Annotated in this window: 16 protein-coding genes; 2 read left to right on the top strand and 14 right to left on the bottom strand. The window is 37.6% G+C overall.

The annotated features are described in order from the left end of the window. Positions 1-55 precede the first annotated feature (55 nt). Positions 56-1,240, top strand: coding sequence for an aminotransferase-like domain-containing protein (locus tag GSM_RS00990; protein ID WP_003688315.1), 1,185 nt, complete (start codon positions 56-58; stop codon positions 1,238-1,240). Positions 1,241-1,365: 125 nt separating this feature from the next. Here the strand turns inward: GSM_RS00990 and purD are convergent, their stop codons facing one another. The 14 genes from purD to GSM_RS00920 all read right to left on the bottom strand — a co-directional run bounded on the left by purD (position 1,366) and on the right by GSM_RS00920 (position 16,378). Continuing rightward, positions 1,366-2,622: a phosphoribosylamine--glycine ligase gene (gene purD, locus GSM_RS00985; protein ID WP_003688316.1), complete on the bottom strand. Its 1,257-nt coding sequence runs from the start codon at positions 2,620-2,622 to the stop codon at positions 1,366-1,368. A gap of 16 nt (positions 2,623-2,638) precedes the next feature. After that, positions 2,639-4,177, bottom strand: a complete 1,539-nt coding sequence (gene purH / locus GSM_RS00980) for a bifunctional phosphoribosylaminoimidazolecarboxamide formyltransferase/IMP cyclohydrolase (protein ID WP_003688318.1) — start codon at positions 4,175-4,177, stop codon at positions 2,639-2,641. A gap of 6 nt (positions 4,178-4,183) precedes the next feature. After that, complete coding sequence (gene purN, locus GSM_RS00975; protein ID WP_003688320.1) at positions 4,184-4,765, bottom strand: phosphoribosylglycinamide formyltransferase; 582 nt, start codon at positions 4,763-4,765, stop codon at positions 4,184-4,186. Between the two features lie 10 nt (positions 4,766-4,775). Beyond that, positions 4,776-5,813: a phosphoribosylformylglycinamidine cyclo-ligase gene (gene purM, locus GSM_RS00970; RefSeq protein WP_003688322.1), complete on the bottom strand. Its 1,038-nt coding sequence runs from the start codon at positions 5,811-5,813 to the stop codon at positions 4,776-4,778. After that, on the bottom strand, positions 5,810-7,267 hold the full coding sequence (purF, locus tag GSM_RS00965) for an amidophosphoribosyltransferase (RefSeq protein ID WP_003688324.1): 1,458 nt from the start codon (positions 7,265-7,267) through the stop codon (positions 5,810-5,812). The genes purM and purF overlap by 4 nt, the downstream gene beginning before the upstream one ends. Beyond that, a complete protein-coding gene (gene purL / locus GSM_RS00960; RefSeq protein WP_003688326.1) occupies positions 7,252-9,471 on the bottom strand; it encodes a phosphoribosylformylglycinamidine synthase subunit PurL in 2,220 nt (739 codons plus the stop codon). Before purL ends, purF begins: the two co-directional genes overlap by 16 nt. A 5-nt stretch (positions 9,472-9,476) precedes the next feature. Further along, positions 9,477-10,166 (bottom strand): phosphoribosylformylglycinamidine synthase subunit PurQ, encoded by a 690-nt coding sequence (purQ, locus tag GSM_RS00955; protein WP_003688330.1) that lies wholly within the window; start codon positions 10,164-10,166, stop codon positions 9,477-9,479. Further along, entirely contained in the window at positions 10,166-10,414 is a 249-nt protein-coding gene (gene purS, locus GSM_RS00950; RefSeq protein ID WP_003688332.1) for a phosphoribosylformylglycinamidine synthase subunit PurS, read from the bottom strand. The genes purQ and purS overlap by 1 nt, the downstream gene beginning before the upstream one ends. 2 nt (positions 10,415-10,416) lie before the next feature. Beyond that, on the bottom strand, positions 10,417-11,136 hold the full coding sequence (gene purC / locus GSM_RS00945; RefSeq protein WP_003688334.1) for a phosphoribosylaminoimidazolesuccinocarboxamide synthase: 720 nt from the start codon (positions 11,134-11,136) through the stop codon (positions 10,417-10,419). Positions 11,137-11,683: 547 nt separating this feature from the next. Then, positions 11,684-12,979, bottom strand: a complete 1,296-nt coding sequence (purB, locus tag GSM_RS00940; RefSeq protein WP_010077683.1) for an adenylosuccinate lyase — start codon at positions 12,977-12,979, stop codon at positions 11,684-11,686. A gap of 12 nt (positions 12,980-12,991) precedes the next feature. Next, positions 12,992-14,113: a 5-(carboxyamino)imidazole ribonucleotide synthase gene (gene purK / locus GSM_RS00935; RefSeq protein WP_010077682.1), complete on the bottom strand. Its 1,122-nt coding sequence runs from the start codon at positions 14,111-14,113 to the stop codon at positions 12,992-12,994. Continuing rightward, positions 14,106-14,570, bottom strand: a complete 465-nt coding sequence (purE, locus tag GSM_RS00930) for a 5-(carboxyamino)imidazole ribonucleotide mutase (protein WP_040538148.1) — start codon at positions 14,568-14,570, stop codon at positions 14,106-14,108. Before purE ends, purK begins: the two co-directional genes overlap by 8 nt. A gap of 260 nt (positions 14,571-14,830) precedes the next feature. Beyond that, positions 14,831-15,034 carry a hypothetical protein gene (locus tag GSM_RS00925; protein WP_010077680.1) on the bottom strand — a complete coding sequence of 68 codons (204 nt, stop codon included), beginning with the start codon at positions 15,032-15,034 and terminating at the stop codon, positions 14,831-14,833. Between the two features lie 123 nt (positions 15,035-15,157). Beyond that, positions 15,158-16,378, bottom strand: coding sequence for an acetate/propionate family kinase (locus tag GSM_RS00920; protein ID WP_010077679.1), 1,221 nt, complete (start codon positions 16,376-16,378; stop codon positions 15,158-15,160). A gap of 172 nt (positions 16,379-16,550) precedes the next feature. Between GSM_RS00920 and GSM_RS13790 the strand changes: the two genes are divergently transcribed. After that, entirely contained in the window at positions 16,551-17,108 is a 558-nt protein-coding gene (locus tag GSM_RS13790; protein WP_010077678.1) for a nucleotidyltransferase family protein, read from the top strand. Positions 17,109-17,124 lie beyond the last annotated feature (16 nt).

Genomic DNA, 17,124 nt, shown 5'->3' with positions numbered 1-17,124 from the left:
ACGGTACACTTTAATCATTAACAAAACAAGTAAAAATATCTGAGGAGGATTTATTATGATACCAACTTTTTCAAGTCGCATAAATCAGGAACCAACTAGCCTTGACGCATTATTCGCGTTGAGTGACCGAGCTGACTTGATTTCATTTGCGGGTGGCTATCCAGATCCTGCTCTGTTTCCTAAAAAGGAACTTAACAATGCATTTGAGAATAGAATAAAGAATGCATCTACTGAAATTTTTCAATATCGCTCAGTTCTAGGATACGAACCATTACGCCAAAAAATTGCTGATTATGCTAAAACAACTGGAACAACGTGCAGTCCAGAAAATATTATGCTGACACAAGGTGCACAACAAGGAATTAAACTTCTAGCAGATCTCTTTCTCGATGATTTTGATGGAGTTGTGGTTGAAGCACCTACATATGTAGGTGGGCTCGAAGCATTCAACGAACATAAGCCAACTTATTACGAAGTACCAATGGAAGATGATGGTATGAATATGGATGTATTGGCAGAAACACTCGAAGAAAACGACGTCAAGCTTATTTATACGATTCCAAATTTTCAAAATCCAACAGGTTATTGTATGTCCGTCGAAAAAAGAAAACAACTCACTGAATTAGCCACAAAGTACAATGTTATCGTTATTGAAGATGACCCTTATCGTGAACTGCGCTACGTTGGAAGCTCACTTCCTTCAATTAAATCATTTGATTTAACTGAAAATATCGTTACCTTGGGAAGTTTTTCAAAAATTTTATCACCTGCTCTTCGTTGTGGTTGGTTGATTGGCGCTAAAGAGATCGTCAATCAGCTGTCATCATTAAGACTATCTTACGACTGCCAATCTTCAAATATTCTGTTAGAAGGCATCGATGAATATTTGGAACATAATGATATTTCAACACATATCACCAAGTTGCGTACTGCTTATCAGCAAAAAATGAATGCAATGTTATCTGGACTTTCAGAAAATCTTCCCGTAGAATGTAGTTTTTCTAAACCACAAGGCGGTTTCTTTATTTGGGTAAATTTGCCTAAACCACTTGATGCGCGTGAGTTATTGAATAAGACAAAAAGAGTGGCATTCTTGGAAGGTTCATCCCTATTTGCAACTTCTAGGGAAGCAAACCATCTTCGACTTAATTTTACCGGAATTACTGAAAAACAGATTGAAGAAGGATGTATCGATCTTGGCAATACAATTAAAAATGCGCTCTTAGCATTAGCAATCTAGTCATTTCTGCGTTTTTTCACAATATTTCCAAATTATTATATTTTAAAAAGGAGTGTAACACGAGATTTGTTTCTTGTCTCGTTACACTCTTTTTTTACAATTATTTTTAAATTCTTGGATATTGGTTACATCAACGCCTTATTCCCAATATCTTTGCGATAGTAGCAATTTTTAAATTCAAGTTCGTCTATGTATGCGTATGCCTTACTTTGCGCATCACTAAGAGTATCTTGCAGTGCAACTACGCTAAGGATTCTGCCTCCATTACCATATAAGTGACCATTTTTTGCAAGCACATTAGCGTAATCGATTGAAATTCCAACTTCTTTTCCAAACTTTGGAATCAATTGTCCCTTTACAGGTAAAGCTGGATAACCTTCAGCAGCTAACACTATCCCAAGACATGCCTGCGAACTAATTTCTAATTGATTCATTTTTATACCACTAAGACAATTATCAATTATTTCCGCAAAATCCGTCTTTAATCTTGGTAACACCACTTGCGTTTCAGGATCTCCCAGTCTGACATTATACTCAATTACTTTTGGCCCATTGTCTGTCAGGATTAAGCCGATGTACAAGATACCATGATAATCAAAGTTATCTTTATTAAGACCAGCAATCGAAGGTTCAACTACCTTTGAAACCATTTCTTGATAATCTTGCTTCAATAATTGCGGAACAGGACTGTAAGCACCCATTCCACCAGTGTTAGGACCCTCATCGTTATCGTACGCACGTTTATGATCCTGTGCCATCGGTAAAATCTGAAAATCAGTCCCATTAACTACAACAAACAAAGAATATTCTGGACCAGTTAAAAATTCTTCAAGAACAACCTGACTCTCTCCATTCGTAAACATCTTACTAATAACCTTTTGCGCATCTTCTCTTGACTTTGCAATCGTAACTCCTTTTCCGGCAGCAAGGCCATCTGCCTTGACCACGATAGGAGCATCAAAATTTTCAAGTGCTGCGATGCCCTCTTTGGCACTTTGAAAGGTCTGATAATCAGCAGTTGGAATATCATGTCTTACCATAAACTTCAAGGCAAAGTCCTTTGAACCTTCTAATTGAGCCGCAAACTTATTGGGTCCAAAGATTGCAAGTCCACGTCCTCTGAAATAATCGGTAATACCTGCAACAAGTGCATCTTCTGGTCCAACAAAAGTCCAATCAATTTGATTCTCAACTACAAAATCTGCCAAAGAGCTAAAATCCAACTCTGAAATATTCACAGTTTTAATCCCAGCAGACTCCATCCCGCTATTTCCGGGAGCACAATAAACGTTAACAACATTTTGGCTTTCATTAAAAGATTTACAGATGGCATGTTCGCGTCCACCAGAACCGACTACCAACAAATTAAGTTTCTTACTCACAATTACATCCCCCAGCTTAATGTCTGAAATGACGGATACCAGTTGTCAGCATCGTAATCCCATATTTGTTAGCCATCGCAATTGAATCCTTGTCACGAATACTGCCTCCAGGTTGTACAATTGCCTTAATTCCATGTTTAGCAGCGTACTCAACACAATCATCCATCGGGAAGAATGCATCACTAGCTAATACGGCTGCATCATCCAAGTCATTACCAGCATTTTTAATAGCAATTTTAGTTGAATCAATTCTATTAGGTTGACCTGCCCCAATTCCTAGAGTTTGGTTTTCGTTTGTCACAACAATTGCGTTACTCTTAGTATGTTTGACTGCTTTCCAAGCAAACAAGAGTGTTTTTAGTTGTTCTTCCGTAGGCTGCTTTTCTGTTACCACTGTCCAGTTTGCAGGGTCTTCTTCCAAAACATCTTGTTCCTGCACAAGTAAGCCACCCATTACAGAAACAGTTTCCTTATTTGGTTTTTCATCCTTATTTGTGAAGTCTAACTGAAGCAAACGAATATTTTTCTTTTTAGCTAAAACTTCAAATGCCTCATCTTCATATGCCGGTGCGATGATAATCTCTAAGAACAAGGCATGCATCTTTTTGGCCGTTGCCAAATCAACCTTACGATTTAAAACAATTACACCACCAAAGATTGAAATAGAATCAGCTGCATAAGCTCTATCCCAAGCTTCTTCAAGAGTATTCCCTCTTCCAATACCACAAGGGTTCATGTGCTTGAGTGCCACAACAGTTGGTTCAGCGAATTCACGCGCAATTCGGATAGCAGCATCGGCATCTTTGATATTGTTATAAGACAATTTCTTACCATGCAGCTGCTTGGCATTTGTTATTGCGTAGCTCTTTGGTAATGCATCCTTATAAAACCATGCTTTCTGATGACTATTTTCGCCATAACGCATTGTATCCTCTAAATCATAAGTTAATGTCAATTTCTCTGGTGCAACAATTCCCGCTTTGTCAGTTAAGTAACTTGCAATCAATGCATCATAAGCAGCCGTATGTCTAAACACCTTAGCAGCAAATCCAGCACGTGTTTCTAGCTTGGTGTCCCCAAATTCATCCAATTCGTCTGCAACAACCTGATAGTCTGCACTATCAACAACAACAGTCACATCATGATAATTTTTTGCTGCGCTGCGCAACATACTAGGTCCGCCAATATCAATGTTCTCAATTGCATCTGAAAGTGTCACATCCGGCTTTTCAATTGTTTCTTTGAATGGATAAAGATTTACACAAACCAAATCAATAGGCTGGATGTGCAATTCTTTCATCGTCTTAACATGCTCTGGCAAGTCTCTTCGTCCAAGTAAACCACCATGAATAAATGGATTTAAAGTTTTTACACGTCCATCAAGAATCTCTGGAAAACCAGTGACATCTTCCACTGAAATCGTTTCTATACCGGCATCTTCCAATACCTTTTTTGTACCACCGGTAGAGATGATTTCAAAATCATTCTCAATCAATTTCTGTGCAAATGACACCAATCCTGTTTTGTCAGAAACACTCATCAAAGCTCGCTTCATTTTTTATTATTCTCCTTTTTCAGTTAATTCATTCAAAATAGATTTTACGACCTGAGGATACAGCTGATGCTCACATGCATGAATTCGTGCTTCCAAAGACTCAACGGTATCATCCTCAAAAATGGGAATTCTTTTTTGTGCAATAATTGGGCCAGAATCCAAGCCTGAATCAATATAATGTACAGTTACGCCGGTTTGCTTCTTGTGATCTTCAAAAGCGCGTTCGATTGAGTGAAGACCTGGATATTCTGGCAGATAAGCTGGATGAAGATTAACAATTCTACCTTCATAGTTATCGAGAATCGATGCTCCAATAACTCTTAGATAACCTGCAAGAATTATAAAATCAATTTTATAACTCTTAAGCAACTTTGCAATTTTTTCTTCATACTTCTTTTTACCACCAGACTCCTTAACGGTAAATGTCTCGAAAGTCACATGATGCTTTTTTGCACGCCCAACCACATAAGCATCTGGATGGTCACAAAACAATAATGCTAATTCACCTTGAAGCTCTTTTTTCTCAAATAAGTCCGCAAATATCTCAAAATTTGTCCCATTGCCTGATGCAAAAATTGCAACTCTCATATCAATTGCCTCACTTAAAACTAATTTTTTCAGAATTATCAGGTCTAGCGGCTAACTCACCAATAATATAAAATTTTTCTTTTTCAGAAGCCAAAATGGATTTTGCTTTCTCTAAGTTAGCAGGAGAAACGGCAACTATCATTCCTAATCCCATATTAAATGCCTCAAAACAATCTTCATCTGATAAATTTCCCTGTTCTTTTAGATATTCAAAAATAGGCAATATTGGCCAAGAATCCCGCCTAATTTGTGCTTGCAATCTCTCGTTGAACATACGCGGTAAATTTTCGATTAGACCACCACCAGTAATATGACTAATACCGTTGACAATTGCTGCTTCTAATAATGGTAACAGAGACTTAACATATATTCTAGTCGGTTCAAGTAACACTTCACCAAGTGACATCCCATTGAACATTGCTGGTTTATCCGAGAGTTCAAAGTCATTATCCTTGAAAAGAATCTGTCTTACTAATGAAAAACCGTTAGAATGCAGTCCACTTGATGGTAAGCCAATCAGAATATCCCCTGCCTGCGGTTTTTCATTAGTTAATAGCTGACTTTTTTCTACTACGCCAGTTGAATATCCCGCTAAATCATATTCTTCAGGTGAATACATATCGGGCATTTCAGCCGTTTCACCACCAATTAATGCAACTTTTGCTTGCCGGCAGCCACTTGCAATTCCCTTGACGATTGCAGCCATTTTTTCAGGATTGTTATGACCAGTTGCAATATAGTCTAGAAAAAATAGTGGCTTTGCTCCTTGTGCAACAATGTCATTAACACACATTGCAACGCAATCAATTCCAATTGTCTCATGCTTATCAGCTCCTTGTGCAATCAACAATTTTGTTCCAACACCATCGGTACCTGATACCAAGATCGGATGTTTAATATTTAATTCTCCTAAATCAAATAATCCGCCAAAACTCCCAAGTCCACCGAGAACACCAGGTTGTTTGGTACTTGCAACTTCATTTTTAATTCGCGTTACGAGTTCATACCCAGCATTTACATCCACACCTGCATCTCGATACCTGCTCATTTCACACCAACCTCCAATTCATGCTGATGTTTTAGCGACTTCAAGTAACCTTCTTCATAATCGTATAAAGGAGTTGGATACTTACCATCAAAGTAAGCAACACATAGCCCACCATTCGGAGCATTATTTGCATCGGGAATATCAATTGCCTTGATTAAATTCGGAATAGTCAAAAACTCAAGTGAGTCCGCACCAATTTCTTTACACATCTCATCGACGGAATAATTAGCCGCCATGAGTTCAGAACGTGTAGAAATGTCAATTCCATAAAAACACGGGAAGCGTAGAGGTGGTGAAGCAATTCGCATATGAACTTCCTTAGCACCAGCCTCCCTTAATAACCTAACAATTTGTTTGCTTGTAGTCCCACGAACAATCGAATCATCAATAATTGCAACTTTCTTACCCTCAACAACTCCACGAACCGCAGACAATTTCATTTTGACCCCACGCTCACGCAGTTCTTGTGTTGGTTGAATAAAAGTTCTTGCAATATATTGATTTTTTATCAATCCCATTTCGTAAGGTAAGCCGCTTTCTTCAGCATATCCACTTGCAGCTGACAAAGAAGAATTAGGTACACCAACTACCATGTCGACATCAAGTGGGGCTTGCCTCGCTAGCAATCTACCCATCTTTTTACGTGCATTGTGTACTGTCACACCGTGAATAATCGAATCTGGACGTGAAAAGTAAATATATTCCATTGAACAAATTGCCAATTGAGTATCATCTGTATAACGATCTATATGCAGACCATCCTTATCAATAATTATTAATTCACCTGGCTGGACATCCCGGACTAATTTTGCTCCTACCATGTCCAAAGCACATGTCTCACTGGCAACGACATAAGAACCATTTGCAAGCTGCCCAATTGACAATGGTCTAAAACCGTTTGGATCTAACGCTGCAATTAGACTATCTTCACGCAATAACAAGAATGCAAAACCACCATGAACCTGGTTTAGACTTGCTTTAAGTGCATCAATAAAGTCCATATGTTTCTTTTGTCGAATCAAATGAATCAAGATTTCAGTATCTGAAGTAGACTGAAAGATAGCACCATCCTTTTCAAGTTCACGCTTAATTGTCTCAGCATTAGTGAGATTGCCATTATGGGCTAGTGCAACATCACCATCTCCAAAATGGAATAAAAAAGGTTGTACATTCGCAAGAATATTATTTCCACTTGTTCCATACCGTACATGCCCGATTGCAGCCATTCCAACTAATTTATCCAAATTTTCCTTGTTTGCAAAAACTTCGGCCAATAACCCACGATTTCTAAATTGCTGCAATTTTTCTCCATCACTCACAACAATTCCGGCACCTTCTTGCCCTCGATGTTGCAAACTATGCAATCCAAAATATGTCAGATGACTTGCTTCTGGTGTACCAAAAACACCAAAAACACCACATTCTTCATTTAATCCTTTTATTTCATAAGGCATGGTATTGCTTCCTCCCAAATTTTCTGAGCTTCCGCAACTTGAATCTCAAAATCTGCATTTTGACATTTCAAATGTACCTTCTGCTTTGCGGTCGTCTCACCAATTTCCATACAATCATCTTCCATTATCTCGACAAACTTCTCAACCTTTTCAGGAGTCACGCTCACAACGAATCTACCTGGAGTCTCACTGAACAAATCTTGTGCCTTCATTGTCTTTAATTCAATATCTAATCCTACATCACTTGAAAAAGTACTCTCTACCAAGCCTACAGCAAGTCCACCTTCACTCAAGTCATGAGCACTATCTACCAGCCCCGCTTCAATTGCTTGCAGTAATTTGAAAAGTTTTTTACTTTCAAATTCAGTATCAATAGCGTTCAACATACCAGAAATTTTACCAGTTAACATTTTTTGAATTTCTGAGCCTGCAAAATCAGCACGTGTATTACCCACTAAGAACACCTTAGCTCCACTGTTTTTGAAAATATTAGTCAAATGTTTATTAATATCCTTAACTAAACCAACCATACCAACCATTGGAGTAGGATAAATTGCTTCACCATTGTTCTCATTATACAGCGACACATTTCCAGAAATTACGGGTGTGTTCAGCACGCGACAAGCCTCTGACATCCCTAAAACTGACTGATGCAATTCCCAATAAATTTCAGGATCATTAGGGTCACCATAGTTCAGGCAATCAGTCATTGCTAAAGGAAGTGCTCCACTTGCAATCAAGTTTGCAGCAGCTTCTAAAACAGCAATCTGTCCACCAACAAAAGGATCAAGGTATACGAAACGTCCATTTCCATCGGATGTCATTGCTAAAGCTTTATTTGTCCTTCTGATACGTAGAACAGCAGCATCACTACCCGGTCCAACAACTGTATTAGTTCTAACCTGTGAATCGTACGTTTGCGTAAAGATTTCCTTTGATGCAATTGTTGGTTGGACCAACAATTTCCGTAGTATCTCTTTAGCATCTGTAAATTCTGGAATCCAATTAGATAAACTCTCAGCCTGTGTAATTCTTTCTGGTTTTCTTTCTTCACTAGGTTCTTCTAAAACATCGTCTGTCAAACTTGAAACAGGAATATTGGTAACAATTTCACCATGATGTCTCAAAACATAGTCATTTCCGTCTGTAACACGGCCGATTACGACTGCCTCTAATCCATAGTCTTTGAATAAAGATTTAACCTTTTCTTCGAATCCTGCGCGAACACACAACAGCATTCTTTCTTGCGACTCACTTAGCATAATCTCATATGCTGACATTTCTGTTTCTCGTTGCGGTACATTATCTAACGTTAAATCCATTCCGCTGCCAGCCTTAGATGCCATTTCACAACTCGATGAAACGATTCCAGCCGCACCCATGTCCTGAATACCAACCAACCATTTCTTATGCTGGCTAGTCAATTCCAAGCATGCTTCCATCAATAGTTTCTCCATAAATGGATCTCCCACTTGAACAGCCGAACGTTGTGTCTCCCTATCATCTGCAAAGTCAGCCGATGCGAAGGTTGCACCATGGATTCCGTCACGTCCAGTCTTGGCTCCTACGTACATAACTGCATTGCCAACACCTTTTGCCTGTCCTTTTTGCATGTCTTTTTGATCCATAATACCCACACACATTGCATTTACTAATGGATTACCTGAATAACATTCATCAAAAGTTGTTTCACCGCCAACGGTTGGAATTCCCATACAATTACCATATCCACCAATTCCTGCAACCACTTCATTAATCAAGTATCTTGTATGTGCATTATCAATTTCACCAAAATGCAGCGAGTCAAGCATCGCAATCGGCCTCGCACCCATACTGAAGATATCGCGAATTATTCCTCCCACACCAGTTGCTGCACCTTCATAAGGTTCAACTGCAGATGGGTGGTTATGACTTTCAGCCTTGAATACAACCGCTTGGTTATCACCAATATCAACAATACCGGCACCTTCACCAGGTCCTTGCAATACACGTTCATTTCTGTTAGGAAATTCGCGCAATACTGGTTTTGATTTCTTGTAAGAACAATGCTCACTCCACATCACTGAGAAAAGACCTGTCTCAGTATAATTGGGCAATCTTTCCAACAACTTTTCAGAGATGAAGTCATACTCCTTTTCTGTCAATCCCCACTCAAGATAAGGTTTTTTGTTTTTTATTTCCACAGGGCTCATTTCAACTTTCACAGCCATTAGCGTACAGCCTCCTCAGTAGTGACTTTCCCATTTTCGAGTAATGATTTGAACAAACGCAGACCATCCAGATTTCCTAATATTGCTTCAACTGCCCTTTCAGGATGTGGCATCATTCCTAAAACATTACCCGCCTTATTTGTAATACCAGCAATATTATTTAAACTTCCGTTTGGGTTTTCTCCAGCATAGCGAAAGACGACTTGATGATTTTCTTCAAGTTCCGCCAAGGTTTCTTCATCAGCATAATAGCTCCCATCGGCATGTGCGATTGGTAAGGCTATTGTTTCTTTTTTCTTATATTGTGTTGTAAAAAGAGTCTGATTATTTTCAACTGTCAATGAGACTGTCTTACAAATAAATTTCAAGCTATCGTTTTGCTTTAAAGCCCCAGGCAAGAGCCCAGCTTCTGTTAAAATCTGGAAACCATTACAAGTTCCAAAGACTGGTTTGCCTTGCTTAGCAAATTCAACAATTGCTGGCATGATATTACTGAAACGAGCAATTGCGCCACATCTTAAATAATCACCATACGAAAATCCACCTGGTAACATGACTGCGTCAAAACCATCTAAGTTGTCTCTCTTATGTGAAACATACTCTACTGCAGCACCACAAACAGTATGAAGTGCTTCAAAAAGGTCAATATCGCAATTCGAACCAGGAAAAACCACAACAGCAATCTTCATTACGCTTCCTCCATCACTTCATAATGATATGTTTCTAAATTAAAGTTAACTAATAATTGTTCTGAAACCTGACTAACAATTTCTTCGACTGATTTATCATTAGGTTCTATCTGTAAATCAAAAAACTTGCCAACATTTACTTTTTTTACTGCAGAAAAGCCTAAACTATGGATAGCATCTGTAATGGTCTCTCCTTGGGGATTAAAAACTGATTGCTTATAAGTCACAAAAATACGCACATTCACCATAATTACATATCCTCCGTAAGAACTTTTTCTAGTCGTTTTAATACTTCTTCATATACAATCGTCAAATCACCAAGATCACGGCGGTACACATCTTTATCCATATGGGCATTATCCTTCATGTCCCAAAGCCGGCAATTATCTGGAGAAAATTCATCTGCTAAAACAATTTCACCATCTTTTAGTTTTCCGAATTCAAGCTTAAAATCAATCAAACGTAAATCCATCTTCTTAAATAATTCTGTCAATAAACTATTTACTTTTCGTGAGATATCCCACATCTTTTCGATTTCACTCTTTGTCGCAATTTTTAGTGCCAAAATTTGGGAATTATTCATAAAGGGATCATCTAGTTCATCACTTTTAAAATATGTTTCCTCAACTGGTGTCTCAAATACCTTGCCCTCTTCAACTCCAAAGCGAGTCGTAAAGTGACCAGCTGCTACATTTCTCGTGACCATTTCAAGTGGCAGAATAGTTACTTTCTTAACAAGTTCTTCAGTATCTGAAATTCTTTTGATAAAATGATTCTCGATTCCTTGCCGTGTCAGATATTCAAAAATTAAGGAAGATATATGGTTATTCAGAATTCCTTTACCTGAAATCTGATCTTTCTTTTTACCATTCAATGCCGTTGCCTGATCCATGTAAACTACCTTTAAAATCTCATCATCTGCAGTTGTCCACATTTGTTTGGCTTTTCCTGCATAAATCATTTTTTCCATCTTTCAAACTCAATCCTTTCAACTATAAGCGAATATTAAGAGCAACTCCTGCCATAAATGGTCACTAATTCACTTAAAGATTAACAATAAAAAACAAATAGTCAATATGTAAAATCCGAACTTTATTTTCTAATATTTTACATTTTGTTTGTTTTCTTATGAATATAGCAAAATCAATTACACAGTATATTTTCATTATATAATTAAACCGAACAATAAATTGCACACCAACTATAAGTAATTATAATTCATTTGACATTACATAAAAGTATTACTATATCTATTGTTTGCTTTTTAGAGAAAAAAAACTTATATTGCATGACTATCGGTAATAAATAAAAAGACCGGGTCAAAAATTAAATTTTGATCCGGCCTCTGTTAATTTCATATAGACATGTTCCATAAGTTCAAATTTCTAATATAACTTCAAATTACTTATAACAACGAATTCTTATTCCCATAATCTCAAGTTAATGCCTGAGTTTCGCAGACCTACATCACACTCTTCAATGTTTCTTTACCGTTTATCTTTAAAAATTTCTTGCATTCAACCTAAACCGACACGCTCAAAAATTTCATCCACATGACGTAAATGCCAGTGATAATCAAATGCATCATCCAAGTCTTCTTTTGAAAGCCGACTAGTAATCTCCTTATCTTGTTCGAGCAATGGGCGGAACTGAACTTGTTTATCCCATGATTCAGCTGTTTTGGGCTGAATTAAATCGTATGCCTCTTCTCGACTCATACCAGTGTCAATCAGTTTAAGAAGAACTCTTCCACTGTAAATTAAGCCAAATGTTCGACCCATATTACGCAGCATATTCTCTGGAAAAACTGTCAAATTCTCTAAAATTCTGCCAAAACGATTCAGCATGTAGTCTATCAAAATAGTCGTATCAGGTAAAATAATTCTTTCGGCTGAAGAATGTGAAATATCTCTTTCATGCCACAGAGTAACATCTTCGAATGCTGTCACCATATGTCCGCGAACCACACGTGCCAATCCACAAATATTTTCCGAGCCAATCGGATTACGTTTATGGGGCATTGCAGATGATCCCTTTTGCCCCTTTGCAAAATGCTCTTCGACTTCTCTCGTTTCAGATTTTTGCAATCCCCGAATCTCAGTTGCAAATTTTTCTAGACTTGTTGCAATTAACGCTAATACTGCAATATATTCAGCATGCAAATCGCGTGGTAGAACCTGACTTGAGATTTCTTGGGGACGAATTCCCAATTTCTCACAAACATATTTTTCAACAAATGGATCAATGTTGGCAAATGTTCCCACTGCACCACTGATTTTACCAGCTTCAACTCCCTTGGCAGCATGTTCAAAGCGTTCAATATCGCGGTTTATTTCCGAATACCATCTTGCAAGCTTCAGACCAAAAGTAGTAGGCTCGGCATGTACTCCGTGAGTCCTACCCATCATTACAGTATTCCTATATTTTTTCGCTTGACTGGCAACAATTTCCTTGAAATGTGCCAAGTCTTTTCGTAATAGCTCATTAACTTGCTTCAATTGGTATCCATAAGCCGTATCAACAACATCAGTACTAGTCAGCCCATAGTGAACCCATTTTTTCTCCTCGCCAAGCGACTCCGACACACAGCGGGTAAAAGCAATTACATCATGATGTGTTGTCTCTTCGATTTCTAAAATTCTATTAACATCAAATTTAGCATTCTCGCGAATTTTTGTAACATCTTCAGCAGGAATATGTCCAAGTTTAGACCAAGCTTCATCTGCCGCTATCTCTACTTCAAGCCAGCATTCATATTTTTTTTGATCTTCCCAAATTGCTGCCATTTCTGGTCGTGAATATCTTGAAATCATTAGTTTGCTCCTTTAATCCCATACTTTTGTTTTTTCGATCTCAGAAAGTGTTTCTTCAACGTTATTAGTCAAAATTGTAACATGTCCCATCTTCCTATCATGCCGAGCATCAGCCTTGCCATAATCATGAAAATGCCACTGTAGCTTTTCTGAAACCAATTTTGCTGCTCCTGCAACATGCTGCCCGAGGATATTGACCATAACAACCGGTTCTAGTAATTCAATTTTTGGCATTGGCCAGTTACAAATTGCTCGGTTGTGTACGTCAAACTGTGAAAAATTGCATGCCTCAATTGAATAATGCCCCGAATTATGTGGACGTGGGGCAAGTTCATTTACATAAAGTTCACCATCTTTGCCTACAAACATCTCCACACCAAGGATACCACACAGATTAATCTTGGTCGCAATTTTTTCGGCCATCTTTTGTGCTTTTTCTTGTAGAACATGCGAAATTCTTGCAGGTACAATACTCTCATGCAAAATCTGATTTCTATGAATATTCTCACTTGTAGGAAATAGCGAAATTGCACCATCAACATTTCTTGCAACCATTACAGAAATTTCCTTAGAGAACTCAACCCAATCCTCAAGTATGCACTGTCCTTGTTCAATCAGTTCAGGTGCTTCGGCCAAATCTGCAGCATCATGCAGCACCAGCTGTGCTTTTCCATCATAGCCGCCTTGACATGTCTTTAAAACCGCGGGATATCCGAACTTTTGAATTGCTTCCTTTAAGTCAGTAATAGAGTTAATTGCTGCAAAGGGGGTTACCTTCAGGCCGCTATCTGCTAAAAATGTCTTTTCATTTAATCTATCTTTAGTAATTGCTAACAATTTTGTTCCCTGAGGAACTGAAACCATCCGTGTAACATCTTCTAATGCTTTTAAATCAACGTTCTCGAATTCATATGTTAATACATCTGAACGTGCCGCTAGTTCCTCAATTGCAGAAATATTTTCATATTCTGCAACAATTTGGTCATCAGAAACCTGTCCTGCGGAACAATCTGGATTAGGATCTAAGATCAGTACACGAAAACCTGCGGATTTAGCGGAAAATGCCAGCATCTGTCCTAATTGTCCTCCACCAATAATCCCAATTGTTTGTCCTTGCGTAATCATCTTAGACAAGAGTCTCACCACTCTTCACTGCTTTATCATGCATCTCTTTACGATAGCCTGTAAGCTTTTGTGCAACCTGAGAATCAGTAATCCCGAGTATCTGTAATGCTAACAATGCCGCATTTTTCGCCCCAGCAACACCAATTGCAGTCGTTGCCACTGGGATTCCAGCAGGCATTTGCACAATAGATAATAACGAGTCAAGTCCACTAAGTGCATGGCTTTGAACGGGTACTCCAATCACTGGTAAAATCGTATTTGCTGCAATCATTCCAGGAAGATGTGCCGCACCACCAGCCCCTGCAATTATTACTTTGATTCCATTATCTGCAGCACTATTGGCAAAATCAAACATTTCCTGTGGCATTCTGTGTGCTGAAATAACTTGTTTGTCAAAACTAACACCAAATTGTTCTATTATATTGGCCGCTTCTTTCATTGTTTCCCAATCAGAAGAGCTTCCCATTATAATACTGATTTCCTTGCTCACCGTTATCCCTCCTAAAGTACAGCCTTAGCTTAGCAAAGGATATAATAATTGTCAAAGCTAAAATCGAACTTTATTTGTAATAATTGTACATTCATACGCATTAAGCTAGTATATCACCTTAATTATCTCAAAAAAAACTTTTTATTTCGTATTTTATTTTGTAATCATAAAAAAAAGAAAATCTACTAATGAGATTTTCTAATTTATTAACTCTTTTTTATTCTTGCTTACTTTGATTAATCTTCTGCGGCGTTCATTGCTTCTAAAATGATTTCAAGTTGTTCACGTTCTTCTTCAACATTTCGTTTCTTTTCATCGTAAGCATTCAATAAGTGGCGTCCACGTTTTGAGTTGCTAATCCTCGTACAAACTTCGTCAAGTTCAGCAATTTTAGCAACTGTCTCTTGATAATCGTGTAAAATATCAAACTTATTACCCATGACAAAAGTCCTCCCAAAATTAGTTAATTTATCGACTTGAATAATCTAACACTTTTTGTCATGTTTGTGAACAGTTTTATGTTACGATTTCGTTACAAAATTGCTTTCTTGAACACAAATTATCTATACCAATTTTGCACTTTTGACATTCTTTTTTTTCATTATTTTGTCAACATCTCGTGCAATCATTAATTCTTCATCGGTTGGAATCACAAGAGCCTTGACTTTTGAGCTACTTGTAGAAATCACAATGTTCTCTCCCCTTAATAAATTTTTCTCTTCATCAACCTCAATTCCCATGTAGGACAATCTTTTCAAAACTGCACTTCTGATTTCCGCAGAATTTTCTCCAATCCCTGCCGTAAATATTATTCCATCAACTCCACCCATTTCAGCAGTATACGAGCCGATATACTTAACAATATCCTTGACAAAAATATCAACAGCAAGCTGTGCACGAGAATTTGTAGTGCTTTCTTCCATGACATCACGCATATCGGATGATACTCCCGAAATACCCAATAATCCTGACTTCTTATTCAAATCGTAAATTGCTTCAGGCATAGAATGCATATCTAATTTTTGCATCATAAATGCTATCATTGCAACATCCGTATCCCCAGAACGAGTAGCCATTGTAATTCCAGTTAAAGGAGTAAATCCCATTGAAGTATCGAAGGATTTACCATTCTTAATAGCACAAATTGATGCTCCTGCTCCAAGATGACAGCTAATTAGTTTGAGTTCCTTTAATGGACGCTTTAACATTGAAGCAGCGACATCTGCGACATACCGATGACTAGTCCCATGTGCCCCATACCTTCTTACACCATATTTTTGATACCATTCATATGGTACGCTAAAGATGTAATTTTCTTTTGGCATAGTCTGATGAAAGGATGTATCAAAAACCGCTACTGCTGTTGCAGTTGGAAGAATTTTCTTAAATGCTTTGATTCCCATCAAATTTGCTGGATTATGAATTGGAGCATACTCGGCCAATGAATTAATTTTTCGGATAACTTTACTATTAATCGCGACCGACCGTTTAAAGTATTCACCACCTGCAACAACACGGTGGCCCACACCTTTTATTTCTGAGAATTCATGAATGATTTCCAGATTAAGCATTAATCCCAGTAGACGCTTAACAGCATATGAATGATCTTTTATTTCTTCATTGGTTTTAAATTCTTCATCAGCGCCATACTTGATTTTTATTGCTCCCTGCGCTAAGCCAATCCTATCAAAAAGGCCTTGTGCTAAAACTTGTTCTGTGTTCATTTCAAACAGCTTAAACTTTAAACTCGAACTTCCAGCATTAATTGCAATTATCTTTGACATGGGAATTCCCCCTCATTATATTCAAAGCGCTTACACAATAATAATATACCAAATTTTAAAATATTTTTCACTAGTACTAATGCGGATTTAATAATTATTCAACAAGTTTTGCCTTTCATTCTCCACGAAAAAACATTACAATTAATCTTAGTAATTTTTACGGAGGATATTAATGGACTACAAAAAACAATTACTTGATACATTGATTACTAATACAGAGCTCGCCGAAATCTTTGAGATTTTGAAAAAGGAACATTTAAGCACTGCATTTGTCTGCAGCGGAGCTCTTCGGACAATCGTTTGGAATAACCTGTCATCTCAGAAAACCAATTTGGTTTTAGAAAACATTGATGTACTATATGCTGATTCCAGCGAATCATATGAGCAATTCTTAACGAGAAAAGCAATTTTCTCACAGAAATATTCCAAATATCTGTGGAATCTTGAAAATATCCGTTTGAATGATGCAAAATCAATACAACCATTCGGAAAAGACATTGAGTCAGCGCTAAAAAATGTACCCGAAACTTGTAATAGCATTGCTCTAAATTTAAATGACGCTGAATCTACCATCATTTCACCATTTTCTTTGGAACATCTCTTTAATTTTGAGATCCATCCAACTCCGCGTTTCCAATCTGATAAAACATTACTTGAGCAATATAAAACACGTGTTATTAATAAAAAATGGCAGGTCAAATGGCCAAGACTCAGTTTCTTTGTAGACTAGCCTGATGTGGACAAAA

It is taken from the genome of Liquorilactobacillus mali KCTC 3596 = DSM 20444 (assembly GCF_000260415.1).
In the GTDB taxonomy this organism is placed as follows: domain Bacteria; phylum Bacillota; class Bacilli; order Lactobacillales; family Lactobacillaceae; genus Liquorilactobacillus; species Liquorilactobacillus mali.
Note: the sequence above shows the minus strand (reverse complement) of the source record. Positions and strands in the feature narration are given on the sequence as shown.

Coding starts and splice junctions, on each gene's coding strand:
- GSM_RS00990 (WP_003688315.1), top strand. CDS start 56: ATGATACCAACTTTTTCAAGTCGCATAAATCAGGAACCAACTAGCCTT.
- purH (WP_003688318.1), bottom strand. CDS start 4,177: ATGAAGCGAGCTTTGATGAGTGTTTCTGACAAAACAGGATTGGTGTCA.
- purN (WP_003688320.1), bottom strand. CDS start 4,765: ATGAGAGTTGCAATTTTTGCATCAGGCAATGGGACAAATTTTGAGATA.
- purM (WP_003688322.1), bottom strand. CDS start 5,813: ATGAGCAGGTATCGAGATGCAGGTGTGGATGTAAATGCTGGGTATGAA.
- purF (WP_003688324.1), bottom strand. CDS start 7,267: ATGCCTTATGAAATAAAAGGATTAAATGAAGAATGTGGTGTTTTTGGT.
- purQ (WP_003688330.1), bottom strand. CDS start 10,166: ATGAAGATTGCTGTTGTGGTTTTTCCTGGTTCGAATTGCGATATTGAC.
- purS (WP_003688332.1), bottom strand. CDS start 10,414: ATGGTGAATGTGCGTATTTTTGTGACTTATAAGCAATCAGTTTTTAAT.
- purC (WP_003688334.1), bottom strand. CDS start 11,136: ATGGAAAAAATGATTTATGCAGGAAAAGCCAAACAAATGTGGACAACT.
- purB (WP_010077683.1), bottom strand. CDS start 12,979: ATGATTTCAAGATATTCACGACCAGAAATGGCAGCAATTTGGGAAGAT.
- purE (WP_040538148.1), bottom strand. CDS start 14,570: ATGGGAAGCTCTTCTGATTGGGAAACAATGAAAGAAGCGGCCAATATA.
- GSM_RS00925 (WP_010077680.1), bottom strand. CDS start 15,034: ATGGGTAATAAGTTTGATATTTTACACGATTATCAAGAGACAGTTGCT.
- GSM_RS00920 (WP_010077679.1), bottom strand. CDS start 16,378: ATGTCAAAGATAATTGCAATTAATGCTGGAAGTTCGAGTTTAAAGTTT.
- GSM_RS13790 (WP_010077678.1), top strand. CDS start 16,551: ATGGACTACAAAAAACAATTACTTGATACATTGATTACTAATACAGAG.